The organism is Chromobacterium sinusclupearum (assembly GCF_002902845.1).
Lineage (GTDB): Bacteria > Pseudomonadota > Gammaproteobacteria > Burkholderiales > Chromobacteriaceae > Chromobacterium > Chromobacterium sinusclupearum.
Window position 1 is genome coordinate 40,827 of the sequence record NZ_PPTF01000020.1, and the last position, 19,936, is coordinate 60,762.

General features: G+C 61.3%; 18 protein-coding genes. 8 read left to right on the forward strand and 10 right to left on the reverse strand.

From position 1 onward, the window contains the following. Positions 1–112 precede the first annotated feature (112 nt). On the forward strand, positions 113–1,573 hold the full coding sequence (locus C2134_RS06555; RefSeq protein WP_103318562.1) for a DegQ family serine endoprotease: 1,461 nt from the start codon (positions 113–115) through the stop codon (positions 1,571–1,573). 191 nt (positions 1,574–1,764) lie between these two features. Next, positions 1,765–2,505 (forward strand): hypothetical protein, encoded by a 741-nt coding sequence (locus C2134_RS06560; RefSeq protein ID WP_103318564.1) that lies wholly within the window; start codon positions 1,765–1,767, stop codon positions 2,503–2,505. Between the two features lie 62 nt (positions 2,506–2,567). Here C2134_RS06560 and bcaP read toward each other — a convergent pair whose 3' ends face one another. From bcaP to treP, 5 genes are all read right to left on the reverse strand, one after another. Next, entirely contained in the window at positions 2,568–3,965 is a 1,398-nt protein-coding gene (gene bcaP, locus C2134_RS06565; protein ID WP_103318566.1) for a branched-chain amino acid transporter BcaP, read from the reverse strand. Between the two features lie 265 nt (positions 3,966–4,230). Further along, positions 4,231–4,695 (reverse strand): hypothetical protein, encoded by a 465-nt coding sequence (locus C2134_RS06570; protein WP_146042103.1) that lies wholly within the window; start codon positions 4,693–4,695, stop codon positions 4,231–4,233. A gap of 104 nt (positions 4,696–4,799) precedes the next feature. Further along, complete coding sequence (locus tag C2134_RS06575; RefSeq protein WP_103318570.1) at positions 4,800–6,056, reverse strand: carbohydrate porin; 1,257 nt, start codon at positions 6,054–6,056, stop codon at positions 4,800–4,802. A 98-nt stretch (positions 6,057–6,154) separates the two neighbouring features. Then, entirely contained in the window at positions 6,155–7,804 is a 1,650-nt protein-coding gene (treC, locus tag C2134_RS06580) for an alpha,alpha-phosphotrehalase (RefSeq protein ID WP_103318572.1), read from the reverse strand. Then, complete coding sequence (gene treP, locus C2134_RS06585) at positions 7,797–9,251, reverse strand: PTS system trehalose-specific EIIBC component (RefSeq protein WP_103318673.1); 1,455 nt, start codon at positions 9,249–9,251, stop codon at positions 7,797–7,799. The genes treC and treP overlap by 8 nt, the downstream gene beginning before the upstream one ends. Before the next feature lie 515 nt (positions 9,252–9,766). Here treP and C2134_RS21155 point away from each other — a divergent pair. Further along, positions 9,767–10,777: a DUF6161 domain-containing protein gene (locus C2134_RS21155; RefSeq protein ID WP_146042104.1), complete on the forward strand. Its 1,011-nt coding sequence runs from the start codon at positions 9,767–9,769 to the stop codon at positions 10,775–10,777. A 204-nt stretch (positions 10,778–10,981) separates the two neighbouring features. Here C2134_RS21155 and treR read toward each other — a convergent pair whose 3' ends face one another. After that, the gene (gene treR, locus C2134_RS06595; protein WP_103318575.1) at positions 10,982–11,686 is read right to left on the reverse strand and encodes a trehalose operon repressor; all 705 of its coding nucleotides are present in this window, start codon (positions 11,684–11,686) and stop codon (positions 10,982–10,984) included. Between the two features lie 192 nt (positions 11,687–11,878). Then, the gene (locus tag C2134_RS06600; RefSeq protein WP_103318577.1) at positions 11,879–12,775 is read right to left on the reverse strand and encodes a LysR family transcriptional regulator; all 897 of its coding nucleotides are present in this window, start codon (positions 12,773–12,775) and stop codon (positions 11,879–11,881) included. Between the two features lie 127 nt (positions 12,776–12,902). Here C2134_RS06600 and aceB point away from each other — a divergent pair, with 127 nt between their 5' ends. From aceB to C2134_RS06615, 3 genes are all read left to right on the forward strand, one after another. After that, positions 12,903–14,498: a malate synthase A gene (aceB, locus tag C2134_RS06605; protein WP_103318578.1), complete on the forward strand. Its 1,596-nt coding sequence runs from the start codon at positions 12,903–12,905 to the stop codon at positions 14,496–14,498. A 148-nt stretch (positions 14,499–14,646) separates the two neighbouring features. Further along, positions 14,647–15,339 carry an SIMPL domain-containing protein gene (locus C2134_RS06610; protein ID WP_103318580.1) on the forward strand — a complete coding sequence of 231 codons (693 nt, stop codon included), beginning with the start codon at positions 14,647–14,649 and terminating at the stop codon, positions 15,337–15,339. Positions 15,340–15,428: 89 nt separating this feature from the next. Continuing rightward, positions 15,429–16,040: a glutathione S-transferase gene (locus C2134_RS06615; RefSeq protein ID WP_103318582.1), complete on the forward strand. Its 612-nt coding sequence runs from the start codon at positions 15,429–15,431 to the stop codon at positions 16,038–16,040. Positions 16,041–16,102: 62 nt separating this feature from the next. Here the strand turns inward: C2134_RS06615 and C2134_RS06620 are convergent, their stop codons facing one another. Next, entirely contained in the window at positions 16,103–16,786 is a 684-nt protein-coding gene (locus tag C2134_RS06620; protein WP_233164423.1) for a DUF1345 domain-containing protein, read from the reverse strand. Positions 16,787–16,937: 151 nt separating this feature from the next. Between C2134_RS06620 and C2134_RS06625 the strand changes: the two genes are divergently transcribed. Together C2134_RS06625 and C2134_RS06630 are read left to right on the forward strand one after the other, a co-directional pair. Further along, positions 16,938–17,708, forward strand: coding sequence for a 2OG-Fe dioxygenase family protein (locus C2134_RS06625; RefSeq protein WP_199179886.1), 771 nt, complete (start codon positions 16,938–16,940; stop codon positions 17,706–17,708). A gap of 77 nt (positions 17,709–17,785) precedes the next feature. Then, positions 17,786–18,175: a YybH family protein gene (locus C2134_RS06630; RefSeq protein ID WP_103318586.1), complete on the forward strand. Its 390-nt coding sequence runs from the start codon at positions 17,786–17,788 to the stop codon at positions 18,173–18,175. A 9-nt stretch (positions 18,176–18,184) separates the two neighbouring features. Here the strand turns inward: C2134_RS06630 and C2134_RS06635 are convergent, their stop codons facing one another. Both C2134_RS06635 and C2134_RS06640 read right to left on the reverse strand, forming a co-directional pair. After that, positions 18,185–19,405 carry an MFS transporter gene (locus C2134_RS06635; protein ID WP_199179887.1) on the reverse strand — a complete coding sequence of 407 codons (1,221 nt, stop codon included), beginning with the start codon at positions 19,403–19,405 and terminating at the stop codon, positions 18,185–18,187. A 202-nt stretch (positions 19,406–19,607) separates the two neighbouring features. Continuing rightward, complete coding sequence (locus tag C2134_RS06640) at positions 19,608–19,901, reverse strand: hypothetical protein (RefSeq protein ID WP_103318590.1); 294 nt, start codon at positions 19,899–19,901, stop codon at positions 19,608–19,610. Between the last annotated feature and the right edge of the window lie 35 nt (positions 19,902–19,936).

The window sequence follows — 19,936 nt, forward strand, 5'->3', positions numbered from 1 at the left end:
AGAGAAACTGGGCGCCCATGACAATAAGCGGATTGCAAAAACGCGTAGCCGCCCCCATTTACCTTCCCGCATCAGCCCAAAAGGATCGCCCGTGACCAACAGTCTCCGCATCATGGCCGGCGCCCTGCTCGCGGCGTCGTTACTGTCCGGCTGCGACAGGATCGAGCAGTTTGTAAAAGGCAGCAGCCAACCCGCTCCCGTTGCCATTCCCGCCCAGCAGGATGGCCGCGTGGCCATGCTATTGCCCGACTTCACCCAGCTGGTCACCCGCGACGGGCCGGCGGTGGTCAATATCCAGGCGGCGCGCGACGCTTCCGTCTCGACGCAGCCAAGCAGCCATCCTCAGCTCCCGGTTCCGGAAGACGACCCGCTGTATGACTTCTTCCGCCGCTTCATGCCGCCCTCCCCGCAGCAAGACCAGCCGCAGGAAGACAGCGTGTCCTACGGTTCCGGCTTCATCATCAGCAGCGACGGCTATATCCTGACCAATGCCCACGTGGTGGCCGATGGCCGGCAGATTCGCGTCACGCTGACCGACAAGCGCGAGCTGCGCGCCAAGCTGGTGGGCCTGGACAAGCGCAGCGACGTGGCCTTGCTGAAAGTGGCGGCGGCGGACCTGCCGGTGGCCAAGATAGGCAACCCGTCGGACTTGAAAGTCGGCGAATGGGTGGCCGCCATCGGCGCGCCGTTCGGCTTCGACAACACCGTCACCGCCGGCATCGTCTCGGCCAAGGGCCGCAGCCTGCCCGACGAGACGCTGGTTCCGTTCATCCAGACCGACGTGGCGATCAACCCTGGCAACTCGGGCGGCCCGCTGTTCAATCTGCGCGGCGAGGTTGTCGGCATCAATTCGCAGATTTACAGCCGATCCGGCGGTTTCATGGGCATTTCCTTCGCCATCCCGATCGACCTGGCGATGCAGGTGGCCGACCAGCTGAAAACCAAGGGCAAAGTCAGCCGCGGCCAACTGGGCATCAATATCCAGGAAGTCACGCAGGAATTGGCGCAATCGTTCGGCCTGCCGCGCCCATCCGGCGCGCTGGTGGTGCGAGTGGATCCGAAGGGACCGGCCGCCAAGGCCGGCCTGATGCCGGGCGACATCATCCTGAAGCTGAACACCCAAGTCATCGACAGCTCCAAAGACCTGCCGATGCTGGTGGGCGCGCTCGGCCCCGGCACCAAGATCAAGCTGGTCGTGTGGCGCAAGGGCTTCGAGAAGAGTCTGGAAGCCACCCTGGTGGAACAGGCGCCGGACACGGAAGGCAATGCCAAGCCAGCCAACGACAACACGCCGCAAGGCTATCAGTTCGGCAAGCTGGGCCTGACGCTGTCCGAGCTGACGGCTGAGCAGCGGGCCGACCTGGGCATCCGCGGCGGCCTGCTGATCCAGAAGGCGCAAGGCCCCGCCGCCCGCTCCGGCCTGCAGCCCGGCGACATCATCATGGGCCTGAACCAGAACGACGTCACCAGCATCACCGCGTTCGAGAAAGCGCTGGCCAACTCCGGCGGCCACGCCGCGCTGCTGGTCAAACGCGGCGACGCCATGCTGTTCATCGCGCTGCGGACGGACTGATCCTCTTCCCTCTAGCAAAAGCCATCCGCCCTCAGCGGATGGCTTTTTTCATTTCATCCATGGACTCACTGCCAAGCCGCAACATTGTCCGGCCACATTCCCTATTTACATATTTCCATTTACAATTCAATGTCAAGATAATTGGCATATTAAAGTAAAAGAGATAACTCAAATAATTTGGAAAGTGAAATATGAAACGCAAGCTATGGATAGCGGCTTTGAGTCTCCTGGCGGCGCAAACCGCCTTCGCCCAAACTGAAGCGTCTCAGGAAATCGGCAGCGGCCAACTCGCTGGTGAAAAACAAGTCTCGCTTTACCGTCAAACTGACGATGCTTTGCCACAAGTGAGCTTCAACACCACCGGCTATACGCTGTTCGGCGTCCTGTATGTCGCGGCGGCGGTCGCCAAGATGAAATCGCAGAGCAGCAGCCTGCAAGACGCCTATCACGCCTATTTGCAGGCTCACCCCGAGTTGCCGACGCTGCAACAAGCATTCCGCAATCGTCTGGACCAAGACTTGAAAACAGCGGGAATAGAAGCGGCCAGCTTCGACGACGTTCAGAAGGAAAGCACCGACAAGGCGCTCATCTATCATTTTGACGCCGCCAAGTTGAACACTCACAAACTCGTGGTGCTGGACAAGCTGGACGCATCCTACTTCGCCCCGAGTTCTACCGACCCCTACAAACCGCTGAGCCGCGTGGTCGTATCCATATATGATCACGATCACCCAGAAGCCAAGCCATTGCAGTTTGTCCGCGTAGCGAATAGCGCGCAGGGCGATTCACCCTATGCATTCAAGGATTATGAAGCACTCAGCAAGGATATTGGCCAAGCCTACTCCGGTCTCAAGGCAAGCACAGAAATGCTGGCCGACGAACTCGTCCGTTCGATGACCAGGACAGACACAGCCGCCATCTCCACGCCGTAAGAGCCTCGCCACGCAAAAAGGCGAGACCCATGGGCCTCGCCTTTTTCACTCCATCCGTCGGATCAGGCCGGATTGTGCAGCAGCGAATTGCGACGCGAGTAGCCGAAGTACACCACCAGGCCGATAGCCAGCCAGGCGGCGAAGCAGGCCCAGGTCAGCAGCGACAGCTGGGTCATCAGGAAGCCGCAGAACAGGATGGCCAGGCCCGGAATCAGCGGCACGGCCGGGCAGACGAACTTGCGCGGCAGGTCCGGCTCGCGCTTGCGCAGCACGATGACCGACAGGGCGATCAGGGTGAAGGCCGCCAGGGTGCCGATGTTCACCAGCTCGGCCAGCGTGTGCAGCGGCACCAGGCCGGCGATCAGCGCGATCACGGTGCCGATCAGCCAGGTGGCCTTGTACGGGGTGCCGTACTTCGGGTTCACTTCGGAGAAAATCTTGGGCAGCAGGCCGTCGCGGCTCATGGCGAACAGGATGCGCGTCTGGCCGTAGGTCATCACCAGGATCACGGTCATCATGCCCAGGATGGCGCCCAGATCGACGAAACCGGCGAACCAGTCCAGCTTGGCCACCTGCAGCGCCAGCGATACCGGGTGGTCCACGCCGGCAAACTGCAGATAAGGCACAATACCGGTCATGATGGCGGCCACCACCACGTACAGCAGCGAACACACCGCCAGCGACCAGATCACGCCGCGCGGAATATCCTTGGCCGGGTTCTTCACTTCCTCGGCCGCGCAAGTCACGGCATCAAAGCCGATGAAGCTGAAGAACACGATGGCCGCGCCATGGAACACGCCGGAGAAGCCGAACGGCAGCGCCGGCTGCCAGTTGACCGGCTTGACATGCCATACGCCGATGGCGATGAACAGCAACACCACGCCCACCTTGATCAGCACCACCACATTGTTGACGCGCTTGGATTCCTTGATGCCGAAAGCCAGCAGCGCGGTGATCAGCATCGCGATACAGAAGGCCGGCAGATTGAACAACGTGTCCTTGCCCGGCACCGAGCCGGCGGCGGCGGTCAGCGCCTGCGGCAGCGTCACGCCAAAGCCGGACAGCAGGCTCTGGAAATAGCCGGACCAGCCAACCGACACGGCGGAGGACGCCAGCAGGTATTCCAGCAGCAGGTCCCAGCCTATGATCCAGGCAATCAGCTCGCCCAGCGTGGCGTAGGCATAAGTGTAAGTAGAGCCGGAAATCGGCAGCATGGAGGCGAATTCGGCATAACACAGCGCGGCAAAACCGCAGGCGAAGGCGCTGATGGCGAAGGACAGCACCAGGCCGGGGCCGGCGATGGTGGCGCCGGTGCCGGTCAGCACGAAAATGCCGGTGCCGATGATGGCGCCGATGCCCAACATGGTAAGGTCAAACGCGGAGAGCTCTTTTCGCAGCCCGCGCGAAGTCTGAGCGGTGGCCAGCATGCCCTGGACGCTCTTCTTGCGCATCAAACTCATTGTCTACTATCCCGTATTTTGGCCGGCACCGGTCGGCGCGCACGCAAAGCGTGCCGCGCTGAAACGACGAGACGCCCGCTGTCCAGGCGGGCGCCTCATGCTCGGATTAGGCTGTAAAGTGATCTGATTTGTCCTCCGTCGCTGGCCTGTCTATGCGCAGGCCATGTCAACGAAGGGTTTCGATACTACAGCAGGGGCCTATCGCCACAATACGGGAAAACAGCAATGGCCAGAAACCAGCCATTCAGCATTCATTAAACTTTTATTACTCAGGAAGCGACATCCGGTCCAGCAGACGGCGCGCCGCCGCCTCCAGCCGCTCGCGCGAACTGTCTCCGCTTCCCAAGCGTTCGCGCCCGCTCCACACCACGGCGCCGTCCTCCGAACGCACCGCCAGGTTCAGCACCGGCCAGGTTTCCAGGCGATAAGGCGGATCGCGCCAATAGCCGTCGTAGCGCCAGTCCGTAGGCTGCGTCACCCATTGCTGCTCCTGGCTTTCGGTGAAACAGAGCCGCCACGCGCCGCGCGGGCTCTCTTCCAGTCCGCGCAAGGCCAAGCGGGTCGCCACCCAATCGCGCCAACCGCCCACCGCGTCGCCGGACGGCAGGCACTCCAAACGGACGCCATTGGCCGCAGCCGGCGCTGGCGCGGGCGCGGCCACACCATCAGCCGAGGCCAAGCCCGTCCATAGACACGCGGCAAGCATGCCGCCAAGCAGAAGCCACCTCATACCCTCTCCCAACACGAAACCCTATCGGCTTCAGACTGCCGCAAAAACGCAAAGTGCCGCAACTTTCGCCGCGGCACTGCAAAAACCTCAGGATGCCGACAAGCTCACCACCAGGCTTCGATCTGCACGCCCAGCGTCGTAGCGTGGGTGCGGCCGCCCACGGCAAAGCCGCTCAGATTGGCCTGCGCCGCCGCGTCGTTCCAGGTGAAATGGCTGGCGTACACCCGCAGCTCGGGACGGGTCCAGAAGTCGGTATTCGGCGAAAAAGCCACCGCCAGCGTCGCCTTGTTCAGCCGCTGCAGCGGCTGATTGTCCGTGTCGCGGCTGGTCAGGCCGATCTCGGTCAGCAGCTTGACGTTGGCCGCCACGCCGTAGGACAAGCGCCCGCCCAGCGTGGCGTCGCGGTATTTGGCGGCATTGTCCGGCGCCACCGTCTGCCAGCCCAGCACCGCCTGGCCGCCGAAGCGCCCGCGCTGCCAGTCCAGCACATCGGCGATGCGGTTCTGCCGCGCGCCGGCCTGGGCCGCGCCATTATTGTCCAGGTTGTAGAACTGGCCAGACAGCGAGGCATGGCCGGTTGAGGTTTGCAGGAACAGCGAGTTATTGAGGCCTGCAGCCAGGAAATCCTTCTGATTGTGCAACAGCCCCAGCGCCGCGCCGGGCTTGCCGATGGCGAAATCGCCGCCTATCGCCGCGCCGGTCAGCGTCAGTTTGCCGCCAGGATTGGTTGCTATGCCGGTCAGTTGGAAGTTGGCGCGGCGCGCATTGTTGAGCGAGGCGTTGTCATTGGCGTAGCTGCCGGACGAGGAAACGGACAGGTTGAGCCTGGCCTTGCCCACGGCGATGCCATCCACGCCGGCGCCGTAATTGTCCCCGTCCTGCATCAGCCAGTTGTCCAAAATATGGATGTCCTGGATGCGGTGGTAACGCTGGCCGGCCCACAAGGTCAGGTTGGGCGCGAATTCCAGCCCGCTGATGTAGCCGTAGACCTGGGACGCGCTGGTCTTGCCGTTGTAGATGGTGGGCATCACGTAGGCGCCCCAGCTCACGCCGTTGCCCAGCGTCCATTTCTTGCCGACGCCGAACTCGATATAGGTGTCGCCCTCGTTGCCCAGGCGGTAATGCTGCAAGTCGCCGCCCAGCTGGTATTGGCCCTTGGGCCGATTGTCGCCGGCGCTGCCGTAGAAGCCGCTGCGCAGATAACCGTCAAACTGGAAACCCATATCGTCCAGCGCCTTCTTCACCGCGCCGCTCAGTTGCTCGGCGCTGATCTGCGGCGCCGGCGCGTCGTCAGCCCGCGCCTGGATATGCCAGGCCAGCGGCAGCAAGATCCATAGCCAATTGATCGTTTTCGTCCTCATTATCGTCTCCTTGTGTGGATGAAAGCCCGCGGGCGCGGGCAAAGCGCCGCCCTGCCGGCCTGATGGCTGGCATGGCGGGGCAAGGCTTTAGGAAAGCGTTACGGGGAAGCCGGCGGCGTCGCGCGGTACAGCAGCGAATGCCAGGGCCTGAGCTGGCCGGCGGCCTGCGGCGGATAGTTGGACAGCAAGAGCTGCAGCGTCCATCCCTCCGGCACCGCACCCTGCGGCGGCAGGTAATGGATGTTGTCGGCGCCGAAGTGGCTGATCACCAGCAGCATTTCGTCAGCGCAATGGCGGGTGTAAACCCACAGGGAGGGATGATCCGGCGTCAGGCAGCGGTAATCGCCCTCGGCGAACACGCGATACTGTTTGCGCAGCTGGATCAGCCGGCGGTAGTGATGCACGGCGGAGTTGGGGTCCCCGATGGCGGTGGCGACGTTGACGCTGCCGGCATCCGGCGCCACCGCTATCCAGGGTTCGGCCGCGCTGAAGCCGGCGTGCGGGCCGTCGTCCCATTGCATAGGCGTGCGGGCGTTGTCGCGCGAGCGCTGGCGTATCACCGCCATCGCCTCGCCATCGCTAAAATCCTCTTCCAGCAGCTGTCGATAGGCGTTGAGGCTTTCCACGTCGCGCAGCTGGCCGATATCGGCAAATCCGGGGTCCGCCATGCCGATCTCCTCGCCCTGATAGATATAGGGCGTGCCCTGCAGGCCATGCAGCGCGGTGGCCAGCATCTTGGCGGACTCGGTCCGATAGCGACTATCGTCGCCAAAGCGCGATAAGGCGCGCGGCTGGTCATGGTTGCACCAGAACAGCGCGTTCCAGCCGCCGCCGGCGTGCATGCCGGTTTGCCAGGCGGACAGGATGCGCTTGAGCGCGATGAAGTCCACCTGGCCCGGCCGCCATTTTTGCCCATCCGGATAATCGACTTTCAAATGGTGGAAGTTGAAAGTCATGCTCAGCTCGCCCCGCTCCGGCCGGCTGTAGGCGATGCAGTGCTCCAGCGAAGTGGACGACATCTCGCCCACCGTTAGCAAGTCATGCCCGGCAAACACCTCGCGGTGCATCTGTTGCAGGTATTCATGCACGCGCGGGCCGTCGGTGTAGAAATGGCGGCCGTCGCTGTCGTCCTCGGAAAAGGCCGGGTCCTTGGAGATCAGGTTGATCACGTCCAGGCGGAATCCAGCCACGCCCTTGTCGCGCCAGAAGCGCATCATCTCGAACACCGCCTGCCGCACGGCCGGGTTGTCCCAGTTCAGATCGGCCTGGGTCTTGTCGAACAAATGCAGGTAGTACTGGCCGCTGGCGGGGTCTTTCTCCCAGGCGCTGCCGCCAAACTTGGACTGCCAGTTGTTCGGCGCGTCGCGCCAGATGTAGAAGTCGCGGTAGGGATTGTCCCTGCCCTTCAGCGCCTCTTGGAACCAGGCATGTTCAGTGGAGGTGTGGTTGACCACGATGTCCAGCATCACGCCTATGCCGCGGCGCTTGGCCTCGGCCAGCAGCAGCTCGAAGTCTTCCATGCTGCCGTAGGCCGGGTCGATGCTGTAGTAGTCGCTGACATCGTAGCCGTTGTCGTTTTGCGGCGAGCGGTAAAACGGCGTCAGCCATACATAATCGACGCCCAGCCAGGCCAGGTAGTCCAGCCGGTCCACCACGCCCAGAAGATCGCCCGTGGCCTGGTTGCGGTGGCTGCAAAAACTCTTGGGGTAGATCTGGTAAACCACCGCCCGCTTCATGTCCTTAGCCATTTTGCGCGGCCTCCTGCGCCATGCCTACAGCGCGCTGGCGCCGCGCCAGCAGCCAGGTCACGCCAAACGGCACAATCAAAGCCACCAACGTGCCGGCCAGGAACAGCGGGATGTGCTGCGGAATGATGGAAATGAAGGCCGGCAAGCCGCCTACGCCGATGGCCGACGCCTTGACATGGCCCAGGCTGATCAGCACCGCCGCGCAGGCGGAGCCGGCCAGCGCCGCGTAGAACGGCAGCTTGTAGCGCAGATTGACGCCGAACATCGCCGGCTCCGTGATGCCGAAGAAGGCCGATATCGCCGAGGTGGACGCCATGTTCTTGTCGTTGGCGCTCCTGGCCAGCCAGAACATGGCCAGCGCGGCGCTGCCCTGGGCGATATTGGACAGCGCGATCATCGGCCAGATGAAGGTGCCGCCCTGGCTGGAAATCAGCTGCAGATCCACCGCGATGAACATGTGGTGCATGCCGGTCAGCACCAGCGGCGCGTACAGCGCGCCGAACAATGCCGCGCCCAGCCACGGCGCCAGGTTGAACACGTAGACCAAGCCATCGGTCACGGCGATGCCGAGGTGACGCGCCAAGGGACCGATCACCGCCAGCGCCAGAAAGCCGCTGACCACGATGGTGACGATGGGCACCGCCAAGAGCTGGATGGCGTTGGGCACCCTAGGCCGCAGCCACAGCTCGACGCGGCACATCACCCACGTCGCCGCCAGGATGGGCAGAATCTGGCCCTGATAGCCCACTTTCTCGATGCGCAGGCCAAACAGGTCAAAATACGGCACCGCCGCGCCGTCCAGCCCCGCCGCCGCCTTGCCGTAATTCCAGGCATTGAGCAGATCCGGGTGCACCAGCAAGAGTCCGAGCACGATGCCGAGGATCTCGCTGCCGCCAAAGCGCTTGGCCGCCGACCAGCCCACCAGCGCCGGCAGGAAGACAAAAGAGGTGTTGGCCATCATATTGATCAACCCCCACAAGCCATCCAGCCCAGGGTAGGCATCGAGCAGGCTCTTGCCCTCGATGAACATGCCCTTGGCGCCCAGCAGGTTATTGGCGCCCATCAGCAGGCCGGCAATGACGATGGCGGGCAATATCGGCATGAACACATCCGAGAACACCTTGACCAGCTGCTGCAGCCGGTTCTGCTTGGCGTCGCCGCTGGCCTTGACGTCGGCGATGGTGGCGCGCGCCACGCCGCCCTGCTTCACCAGCTCCGCATAGACGCGATCCACATCGCCGGAGCCGATCACAATCTGGAACACCCCGGCATTGCTGAAGTGCCCTTTGACCAGATCCACCTGGCGCAACGCCTCCCCCTGCACCAGCGTGTCGTCGCGCAATGAAATGCGCAGCCGGGTAAGGCAGTGCGCGGCCTGCCGGATATTGGCCGCGCCGCCGATGTTTTTCAGTATCTGCGCGGCAATCGCTTGATAGTTGTGACTCATCATCCCTCCCTGTCCCTGGTTGCTACGGCGGACGCGCACCCGGCAACGATGCCGCAAATCCGCCCTATGGTGTTGATTGTCCTCATAACAACTGGATGCACGTTAACTCGTACATACAAGTTGGTCAACACTCGTCTGTACGAGTTTGCGGAATATCAAACGGGATGCCGCCATTACGCAACAAAGGCAAAACAAAGGCCCGGGCAGATCGGTCTGCGCCGGGCCTGTCTGTCTCATTCATCCATTTTGCCATCAACGGTGGATCGCCCCTGCGGGGCATCCACGCTACAGAACCGCCTCCCGTAGGGCGGAATCCCGGCGAGGCCGGGAGTTCCGCCGGGCTGCACCATCATGACAGCATCCGGGATACGTGGTACGTGGTGGTGGCGACAGAAGATGTGGTGGCCAGCGGGAAGATCTTGGTGCATCACAGGCATCCAGGGTACTCAGGGAGAATGACAGAGCAGCCAGTTTGAAAGTACGATGGCATGCACCTGTAACAACTTGGAACTGTGATGAGCGAAACATTGGGCAAGACAATAGAATCTGTTGAGCGGATGCAGAAGTTTGATGTTAAGACTCTGATACGAAAATCTGATCTCGGAAGCATGAATTTTGAAGCCGCTGTCGAACCTGCAACAAAGTTAATTTCGGTTTACAAAAGACTAACAAGGTCATGCCTTGAAGACTTGCCTGACGATCTTCTTAATAGAATACTAACAACCGCAAACGCTGACTATAATAGATTTGAGCAAATATTAGAATTCAGTTTAGCGGGGACAAATATAGCCCCTCAGAGAGATAATATAATTTCCGGACTGCAGTCCGCATACTCCAATACATTCTCTCAGCTTTGGCAATTCATTGCTTACGGAGTAAGTAAGGCAACTGATGTTCAGCTCTTGGAATCAGAGGCCAGAGGAGTTATTCAGACCATAAAAGACAATGCAGCCGGGGCAACAAAAGAGCTAGAAAAGTCGAAAGAGGATGCACAAGGAATACTAAACGAGGTACGCAAAGTAGCAGCCGAGCATGGTGTTTCCCAACAGGCAGTTTACTTTAAAGAAGAGGCAAAACTACACAATGATGAATCCAAGATTTGGCGTGGTTATGTAACAAAGGCATCTGTGGCAGTTGGTGTTTTTGCAACCCTGACGTTAGTGGCGGCATTCACACCTGCTCTTGAACCGAAGTCAACATATCAAGCAGCACAATTGGTCGTGGGTAAGTTAATGCTATTTGGCGTTCTTGTATTCTTGCTTGGAGTATGCGTCCGGAACTATCAAGCTCATCGCCACAATGAAATTGTGAATCGCCACAGAGAGAATGCCTTAAAGACTTTCAAGGCACTTGCCGACGGGGCAGTCAATCCAGACAACAAAGATATCGTACTGACTCATGCAGCACAATGCATCTTCACTGCTCAGGAGACTGGGTATACTAAAACTGGGACGAGCGATTCTCCAAGCAGTGTCAAATCTGTAATCGAGCTCCTTCCAAAGGCAATTACGAAGGGCGAGGGGTAATTTCCTACTGAAGGTCTTCTCATCTAATGTCCACATCCATGCCCCGACAATTCGGGGCATGGACGCTTTCATCGACCCCGCATTCGGCAACCACACCGGCACCGCCACGCTTGCCAACGCCGTCTATTTGCGGCTGATGACGCCCTATCCCTGCCCAAAGTCCACTTACATAAACTCAGCTCCCCCTCGTCCTGAGGGAAAACGCTAGCGCCGCGCGATATCCGTAAAATAAAACTTGTCCAGACGATGCCGCGACTCGGTGTATTCGAACAGCCGTCCGTCGTAGAGGTGGGTCAGGTTTTTGACCACGATCACATGGTCCATGCCGTTCAGGTCCAGGTAGCGGCGGTCGTCGTCGCTGCAAGGCTGGGCCTCGATGATGCGCTGGGCATAGCTGATGGTCAGCCCCAGCTCCTGCTCGATGTAGCGGTAGATGGAGCCGGCGGCGATGTCTTCGGTCAGGCCGGGGATCAGCTCGGCGACGAAGTGATTCACGTCCAGGATCACGTTTTCGCCGTCGATATTGCGCACCCGCTTGATCCTGACCATCTCCTCGCCTTGCGGCAAGCCGGTGGCCTGGGCCAGCACTGCGTCCACCGGCGCGCGCGCCAGTTCCGCCACGCGCGAGGCCACCTGGCGGCCCATGCGCTCATTCATTTCCTGAAAGCTGACGATGCCGCTGAGGTGGAATTCGATATTGCCCGGCTTGAGCACGAACATGCCCTTGCCGTGGATTTTCTGCACATAGCCGCGCTCCTGCAGCATGTCCACCGCCTTGCGCACGGTGCCGCGGCTGGCCTCGTAGTGGTGCATCAGTTCGGATTCGGATGGGATCTTGTCGCCCTGGGCGTATCGCTGGTTATCGATATCGGCGGCGATATCGGCATAAATCTGGTGATATTTGTTCACGTTCTTGTCTTTGAATCGCGCGGCCCCTCGCGCCAAGCGCCCACCTTAGCAAGATGGCCGCGCCGCGGCAAACCGCCTTAGACCTGCTAACAAAACCCCTGATCCTGCGTTGCGCCTCCTTGCCGTACTCAAGTACTGTCTGCGTCGGCGCGCCTTGGCTCAGGTTCTCTAACGAGGTTTTGTGAGCGGCTCTTAGTCCCAATAGCCGGGCGCCGCATAAGCCGCCCGCAGATGATCGATGAAATGGCGCACGCGCGCCGGCAAAAAGCGCCTCTGCGGCAGCACGGCGTAGACCGGGTAATCCGGCGAGGCGTAATCATCCAGCACCGTCACCAGCCGCCCCTTGGACAAGTCATCCTTGACCTCCCACAGAGACCGCCAGGCCAGGCCCAGACCATGCAAGGCCCAATCATGCAATACCGCGCCGTCATTGCACTCCAGCGCGCCGCTGACTTTCAGATTCACCGGTTTGCCATCACGCACAAAGCTCCAGCCTCGGCTCTGGCTTTCGCCCAACGACAAACATTGATGATGCTGCAAATCCTCCAGCGCGCGCGGCGTGCCGTGAGCGGCCAGATACGCCGGCGCGGCCACCACCACGCGGCGGTTCTCCGCCAGGCGGATGGCCACCAGGCTGGAATCGGCCAGGTCGGAGATGCGGATGGCGCAGTCGATGCGATCGCGCTGCAAGTCCACCAATCTATCGGACAGGTCCAAAGTGACCTTCACTTCCGGATGCAGGCGCTGAAACGCCGCGACGTGCGGCGCTACGTGGCGGCGGCCGAAACCGGCCGGGGCGGACAAGCGCAGATGGCCGCGCGCCTTGCCGCTACCGGACGCCACCGCCGCCTCGGCCTCTGTCAGATCGGCCAGGATGCGCTGGCAATCTTCATAGAAAGCCTCGCCCTCCTGCGTCGGCGCCACGCTGCGGGTGGTCCGCACCAAGAGGCGCACGCCCAGCCGCTCCTCCAGCGCGTCCAGCCGCCGTCCCACCATGGCGGGCACCACGCCCAGCTGCCGCGCCGCCGCCGACTGGCTGCCCAGGCCCACCACGGCAACAAAGGTTTCCAGCTGCTTCAGCTCGCTCATTAGCTACCTAAAAGTAAAAAATGTTATGCAAATCATGCCATTTCCTTTTACTCGCGCGCCGAATAGACTGTCAATCATTGCATTGCAGCAATTCTTTTTCCCTTACCGCTATCCAAGGAGCGCGCGCATGGCAGCCAATCTTCCGCAGGGCGTGGAAATCCTCGCCGATGTCACCCCGGCTTACGCCGAAATCCTCACCCCCGAGGCTTTGGCTTTCGTCGCCAAGCTGCATCGCCGCTTCGAGGCCACGCGCCGCGAGCGCATGGCAGCCCGCGTGGCGCGCCAGGCGGAGCTGGACTCCGGCAAGCTGCCGGACTTCCTGCCCCAAACCGCCGCCGTGCGCGCCGGCGACTGGAAGATCGCCCCGCTGCCGGCGGACCTGTTGGACCGCCGCGTGGAAATCACCGGCCCGGTGGAGCGCAAGATGATGATCAACGCGCTGAATTCCGGCGCCAAGAGCTTCATGGCGGACTTCGAGGACTCCAACTGTCCGAGCTGGGACAACCAGATCAGCGGCCAGATCAATGTCCGCGACGCCTACCGCAAGACCATTTCCTACACCAGCCCGGAAGGCAAGCAGTATCAGCTCAACGACAGCATCGCCACCCTGCTGCTGCGTCCGCGCGGCTGGCATTTGATGGAAAAGCACGTCAAGGTGGACGGCGAGAGCGTGTCCGGTAGCCTGTTCGACTTTGGCCTGTCCTTCTTCCACAACATCCATTACCTGCGCGAACACGGCAGCGCCACCTATTACTATCTGCCCAAGATGGAAAGCCATCTGGAAGCGCGGCTGTGGAACGATGTGTTCGTGTTCGCCCAGAACGAGCTGAACGTCCCGCAAGGCACGATCAAGGCCACGGTGCTGATCGAGACCATCCTCGCCGCCTTCGAGATGGATGAAATCCTGTACGAACTGCGCGAGCACTCCGCCGGCCTGAATGCCGGCCGCTGGGACTACATCTTCAGCTGCATCAAGAAGTTCAAGCAGAACCGCGACTTCTGCCTGGCCAACCGCGCCCAGATCACCATGACCGTGCCCTTCATGCGCGCCTACGCCCTGTTGCTGCTGAAGACCTGCCACCACCGCCAGGCCCCGGCCATAGGCGGCATGGCGGCGCTGATTCCGATCAAGAACGACGCAGCGGCCAATGAAAAGGCGCTGGCCGGCGTCAAGGCGGACAAGGACCGCGACGCCACCGACGGCTACGACGGCGGCTGGGTGGCCCACCCGGGCCTGGTGCCGATTGCCGACGCCGCTTTCAGCGCCGTGCTGGGCGACGCGCCCAACCAGATCGCCAAGCAGCGCCCGGACGTACAGGTGAGCGCCGCCGATCTCTTGAACTTCCAGCCGGAAGCGCCGATCACCGAGGCGGGCCTGGCCATGAACATCAACGTCGGCATTCAGTATCTGGGTGCCTGGATCTCCGGCAACGGCTGCGTGCCCATCCACAACCTGATGGAAGACGCCGCCACCGCCGAAATCTCCCGCTCGCAGATCTGGCAATGGATACGCTCGCCCAAGGGCGTGCTGGACGACGGCCGCAAGGTCACAGTCGAGCTGTTCCGCGCGCTGCAGGCCCAGGAAGTGGCCAAGCTGAAAGCCGAATACGGCAGCCGCTGGACGCAACAGTATGACGACGCGGCCAAGATGTTCGACCTGCTGACCACCTCGGACGACTTCGTCGAATTCCTGACGCTGCCGGGCTACGAATACATCGCCTGACCGCCAGCCATGGCTTGCCAAACGGCCCAAATGCGGCCGTTTGGCATTTTTCATCGACAATGAAAATGCCACACAGCATGGAACCGGCGCTTGCCAAGTGAATCGAAGCGGAGTCTACTTTCCGCCATCCATCCGCTCAGGAGCCGAAATGAAAAAATCCCGCATCAAACCCATGCTGATGTGCTGCCTATTGGCTGGCGCGGCGCCGTTCGCCGTCGCTGACGGCATTCAGCTCAATCTATCCGCCAATGCGCAGCGCGAAGTCCCTAACGACGAGATCTCCGCCACGCTGTATGTGCAACAAAGCAACAGTCAAGCGGCAGTCCTGGCGGACAGGTTGAACAAGATCACCGCCAGCGGCCTGGCACAGGGCAAAACATACAAGGAAGTCCAGCTTTCCAGCGGCAGCTACAACACCTGGCCCAGCTACGACAAGAACGGCAAGATCAACGGCTGGCAAGGCCGTTCGGAAATCCAGCTGAAGAGCCGCAACTTCAGCCAGGCGGCAGAACTGATCGCCAAGCTGCAGCAAACCATGCTGTTGCAGGGCGTGCAATTCGGCGTATCCGATCTGGCGCGGCGCGAGGCCGAGCAAGGCATGATTCCGGAGGCCATCGCCAGCCTGAAGAGCCAGGCCGAGATCGCCGCCAAGGCCCTGGGCAAGAGCGTGGTCAACATTCAGCAGCTGGACATCGGCCAGCAAAACCACGGCTTCAGGCCCCCGGTCATGATGATGAAGGCGGCGATGGCCGGCGCCGAAGCCAATGTCGCCCAGCCAGACCTGCAACCGGGCCAAAGCCAGCTGCAACTGCAAGTCAGCGGCAAGGTCGAACTCAAGTAAGGCTTTCAGCCCCGGCCGGCTTGCGCTAAAGTTAGGTGCTGGCCGCCCCGGGGGCCGGCAACCTCCCCGTCATCTCTCCATCGCCGAAAATGAAACTGATCGCCTCTTTGACCAGCCCCTATGCCCGCAAGGTGCGCATCGTGCTGGCTGAAAAGAAAATCGACTGCCCGCTCGAGGAAGATGTGCCCTGGAGCGACAACACCCGCGTGCCGGAGTACAACCCGCTGGGCAAGGTGCCCGTGCTGGAACTGGACGACGGCTCCACGCTGTATGACTCGCGAGTGATAGTCGAATATCTGGAAAACAGCTCGCCCGTGTCGCGCCTGCTGCCGCAGGACAACCGTCAGATCATCAACACCCGGCGCTGGGAGGCGCTGGCGGACGGCATCATCGACGCCATGGTGACCATCGTGCTGGAACATCGCCGCCCGCCTGAAAAGCAGATGGAGGAAGTGGTGGAGCGCCAGCGCGGCAAGATTCTGCGCGGCCTGGCCGCGCTGTCGGAAGACTTGGGCGAGAAGCCATGGTGCACCAGCCACGGCTACAGCCTGGCCGATATCGCCGTTGGCTGCTGCCTGGCTTATCTGGACTTCCGCGCGCCGGAAATCCAATGGCGCGCCGCGTATCCGAACCTGGACGGGCTGCTGCAGCGTTTGAACCAACGCCAGTCCTTCATCGACACTGAGCCGCCCGCAGCCTGATTTTTAACGGCTTCCGGCAAAGCGCCACCGGTAAGAACCGGTGGCGTTTTCATTTGCCGTATTCAGATCAAGCCGGCGGCGATATTGATCATCAACGCCAGCACGGTGGCATTGAAGAAGAAAGCCAGCACGCAATGCACGGTCCCGGTGCGGCGCTGGCAAGAACTGGTGAAGCTGACGTCCGCGGTCTGGCCCGAGGTGCCGATGATGAAGGCAAAATACAGAAAATCGCTGTAGTCCGGCTGATCCGTGCCCGGAAACTCCAAGCCGCCGGACCCGCCGCGCGCCTCCTCGGCATAAAAGGCCCGCGCATAGTGCAAGGCGAACATCACATGGGTAAACGCCCAGGACGACAACAGCGTCAGCACCGCCAAACCGATATGGGTTGCGCGCTGCCAGCCGTGCATGTCCTTCACCACCGCCAACTCCATCACGATAGCGCTCAGGCTGGCCGCCGCCGCCAGGCACACCAGCAACAGCACCAGCCACTGTCCTTCATCCTCCAATCTGGCCCAATGCCTCACCGACTGGCGGCGCGGCCCGAACATCATGCCGCCGGCCAAGGCCAGATACAGCCAGGCGCCGGCGTTCCAGCCGACGATGTAGCGAGTGACATCGTGCATCTCGACGACATAAGGCAGGATCAGGATGACCAACATGCCGAACAACGCCGACCAGCTCAAGCGGGGCCGAGCCAGCACGAGGCGGACAAATAGGGAACGACGGGCGATGGCGAACAGGGTCATGGGCTACTCTTGCTCCTTGATTGAGGTGGATGGAAGCGCCAGCGATGGACTCAAAAATCCCAATTGACATGTGCAATTTATAACAAATATTTATTTTTGTTTTTCCAAAAAACCGGGCACAATCCGCAAATCGACAAAACAGGACAACAGCATGAGCTCGGCATCTTACTCGCCCCAGCAGCCTGCGATGCTGAATGATGACGCCTTACTCGAGCCGGTTTGCCAAAGGCTGGCATGCCAAGATTTCTGCCTGCTTCCCGCGGATAGGACGCGTCAGCTGCTATTACAGGGCAATGCGTCGGCGCTGGATGACTGGGAAGCGTTCCATGATAGCTGGAACCACTTGCAGTTGGACAAATTCATGGCGGATGGCGGCCGCTACCGCAAACGGCTGCATGCCACGCTCAGCGCCCAGCCTGGCGCGCGCCACGCCCGCGCCGAGCCGCATCAGCCGCATTACCAGAGCCGCTTCTACAATCCGCTGAACGGCGGCGTGCCGCGCCACTACGAGCCGATACGCAACGAGATCCTGCTCGGCCACACCATGCAATCCGTGCTAAAGCTCGCTTGCAGCGTGTTCGGCAAGCTCTCGCCATACACGCCGTGGCACATCGAGGCGCACCAGTACCGGATCGAGGCGCGCAACCGCCTGTCGGGCAAACCCACCCCGGAAGGCATACATCGCGACGGCATGCAGTTTCTGTTGATCATGATGGTGGGCCGGCACAATCTGGTGAACGGCGCCACCGAACTGTACAACTTGGAACATGAGCCGCTGGCCGAGTTCACGCTGACCGACCCGCTGGACCTGGTTCTCATCAACGACGAACGGGTGCTGCACGGGGTGACGCCGGTCGCGCAACTGGACCCCTCCCGCGATGGCATCCGCGATGTGCTGTTGCTGAGTTTTAGGCGGCGCTGACGCTGCCCTGCGCGCCGGATATCCAGACCGCGCAAACCGGCGTAAAGTGGCGATATCGTCCGCATGAGGGGGCCGCCATGCAAGATCATCCCGTCGCCCAGCTGATCGCCGCCGCCGATGTGGCGATCAACGCGCAAGACTTTGACCGGCTCATGGATTTCTACGCCGACGACGCCGTTCTGGTGATCCGCCCTGGACTCAACGCCTGCGGCAAAGAGCAGATCCGGCAAGCCTTTATCGCCATCGCCGCCCATTTCAACCACAGCCTGCAAGTCAGCCAGGATGCCGTGCATATTCTGCACAGCTGCGCCAGCGCGCTGGCCTTGGCCAAAACCCGGTTGAAGGCGGATGAGCTGGACGAAATCACTCGCGACGCCACCTATGTCTTCGCTCAGGACACTGACGGCGCCTGGCGCTGCACCATAGACAACTCCTACGGCCACCAATTGCTGGAGCCGCAGCAGTAAGCCAGTTTCTCAAGCGCCACGCCGGGGAGCCACAGCCCAAGCCATGGCCAACAAGGCGCAGAGCAGACCCAGCGCCGCCATGGCCCAAGCCCAGGCAGAGCCGGCTCGCAGCAACACCGCGCCTATCGCCGCCAGCCCGGCCAAGGTTTGCAGCAGGAAACCGCACAACGCCATCGCATGCGCGCCATGATCCGGCCCTTCCGACACCGCCAGCGCCATGCTGTTGGGAAACAGTACCGCCTGGCAGAAGGTCAGCAGACCATACAGCAACAAGAATCCAACCATGCCGCTCGCCCCGTCCAAGCCGCCACTCAGCCAGCATCCGGCCAACATCAAGGCGATCAAGGCAAGACTCACGCTGCCGCCCTTGAGCAAGCGGGCCGCACCCAGCCGCAGCACGCTGCGATTGACCAATAACGCCCCAGCAAAATAAGCCGCGCCCAGCAACAGGCCGACCGCGCCATATGCGGCCACAGACAAGCCATAGTGCTGCTGAAACAAAAATGGACTGGCCTGCTGCAATACAACGATGGCGGCGAAGCCCGCTCCGCCGGCGCAGGACGCATACAAAAAGCGTGGTCGCGCCAACAGTTCACGGTAACTGGACAAGATGCCGCTCTGGCCGACTCCACCTGCTTGCAACGGCAGGTTGCGCCCCAGCCAAGCAATGGCGAGGCCGATCGTCGCCAATAAAAGGAAACCATAGCGCCAATGGCCATACTGGCCGATCAGCCCGCCGATGAACTGACCGCCCCCCATGGCGGTGATGAACGCCACCGACAATAACGACAACCGCTTCACCAGTTCATCGCCGCTCCAGGCATCACGCACCACAATGCGGCCTACGATGGCGCAACCACCAGCGGCAATGCCCTGCGCCGCGCGCAGAACCAGCATGATCGCCCCGGAGTTTGTCAGAGCCAGCAGCAAGTCGCATAGCACGAACAGCGCCAGCGAGCCGTTCAGCGCCACCCGCCGTCCGCGCCTCTGCGCGATATCCCCCCATAATGGCACGGCCAGCGCCGCTCCCATCACGAACACGGCGACTGTCGCCTCAGCCAAGGGGCGACTTAACGACAATTCACTCATCACTTTCGGAAGCGATGGCAAGTAAACGGTTGTGGCCATCTGAGTAACGAACACCAGCAAACAAGCAATAAGCATCAACTTAGATGACGATTTTTTCTTTTGGCATTTCAATGCAGCAAGCGCCGCCAGATCTGTTGTCATAGAGTTCAAGCAAACCAAGGAATAAGAGCGACTATTAAAACAGCCGGAGACAAGGCGAATCGCGGCAAGCAGAACAAGCGCTCGCATAAGGGCTGTTGACATGGATCGTGAAAACGCGGCAAACGGGCACCGTGCCGCAACACAGGGCGGGTTTGCCGCGAAAGTTGGGATTGTCTACCAGGCCGATCCGGCCTGGCAAGGATCAGATCAGGCCCTCATTGATTCCCAAAGCCTCCAACAGCTGCTCCGGCGTGTCTGCCTTGGCGAAAGCCTGGCGCAGCTTGTTAAAGGCCTGGGCGGCATGATCGGGATGCTTGGCGAACGGCACCAGGCCGTCATAGCTCCATCCCGCCGCCGCCAGCGCTTGCTTGCGGAAATTCATGCCGTCGTTGCCGCCGCCTCCCATGGCCACCAGGGCCTGCTCCATCAGGACATGCGGCTGCGGCGTCCTGCTGAGGGTGACAAAATGTTTGCTGTGGACTTCGTCGAAGTGCATGGTTGCGTCCCCGTCGCTGCATGATCGTTTTATAG

What these genes read in the sequence shown, in the direction of transcription:
- bcaP (WP_103318566.1), bottom strand. Translation starts at nt 3,965, where the DNA reads ATGAGTTTGATGCGCAAGAAGAGCGTCCAGGGCATGCTGGCCACCGCT.
- C2134_RS06600 (WP_103318577.1), bottom strand. Translation starts at nt 12,775, where the DNA reads ATGAGCGAGCTGAAGCAGCTGGAAACCTTTGTTGCCGTGGTGGGCCTG.
- C2134_RS06610 (WP_103318580.1), top strand. Translation starts at nt 14,647, where the DNA reads ATGAAAAAATCCCGCATCAAACCCATGCTGATGTGCTGCCTATTGGCT.
- C2134_RS06560 (WP_103318564.1), top strand. Translation starts at nt 1,765, where the DNA reads ATGAAACGCAAGCTATGGATAGCGGCTTTGAGTCTCCTGGCGGCGCAA.
- treP (WP_103318673.1), bottom strand. Translation starts at nt 9,251, where the DNA reads ATGAGTCACAACTATCAAGCGATTGCCGCGCAGATACTGAAAAACATC.
- C2134_RS06625 (WP_199179886.1), top strand. Translation starts at nt 16,938, where the DNA reads ATGAGCTCGGCATCTTACTCGCCCCAGCAGCCTGCGATGCTGAATGAT.
- aceB (WP_103318578.1), top strand. Translation starts at nt 12,903, where the DNA reads ATGGCAGCCAATCTTCCGCAGGGCGTGGAAATCCTCGCCGATGTCACC.
- treC (WP_103318572.1), bottom strand. Translation starts at nt 7,804, where the DNA reads ATGGCTAAGGACATGAAGCGGGCGGTGGTTTACCAGATCTACCCCAAG.
- C2134_RS06630 (WP_103318586.1), top strand. Translation starts at nt 17,786, where the DNA reads ATGCAAGATCATCCCGTCGCCCAGCTGATCGCCGCCGCCGATGTGGCG.
- C2134_RS06615 (WP_103318582.1), top strand. Translation starts at nt 15,429, where the DNA reads ATGAAACTGATCGCCTCTTTGACCAGCCCCTATGCCCGCAAGGTGCGC.
- C2134_RS06620 (WP_233164423.1), bottom strand. Translation starts at nt 16,786, where the DNA reads ATGACCCTGTTCGCCATCGCCCGTCGTTCCCTATTTGTCCGCCTCGTG.
- C2134_RS06640 (WP_103318590.1), bottom strand. Translation starts at nt 19,901, where the DNA reads ATGCACTTCGACGAAGTCCACAGCAAACATTTTGTCACCCTCAGCAGG.
- C2134_RS06570 (WP_146042103.1), bottom strand. Translation starts at nt 4,695, where the DNA reads ATGAGGTGGCTTCTGCTTGGCGGCATGCTTGCCGCGTGTCTATGGACG.
- C2134_RS06555 (WP_103318562.1), top strand. Translation starts at nt 113, where the DNA reads ATGGCCGGCGCCCTGCTCGCGGCGTCGTTACTGTCCGGCTGCGACAGG.
- C2134_RS06635 (WP_199179887.1), bottom strand. Translation starts at nt 19,405, where the DNA reads ATGACAACAGATCTGGCGGCGCTTGCTGCATTGAAATGCCAAAAGAAA.
- C2134_RS06575 (WP_103318570.1), bottom strand. Translation starts at nt 6,056, where the DNA reads ATGAGGACGAAAACGATCAATTGGCTATGGATCTTGCTGCCGCTGGCC.
- C2134_RS21155 (WP_146042104.1), top strand. Translation starts at nt 9,767, where the DNA reads ATGAGCGAAACATTGGGCAAGACAATAGAATCTGTTGAGCGGATGCAG.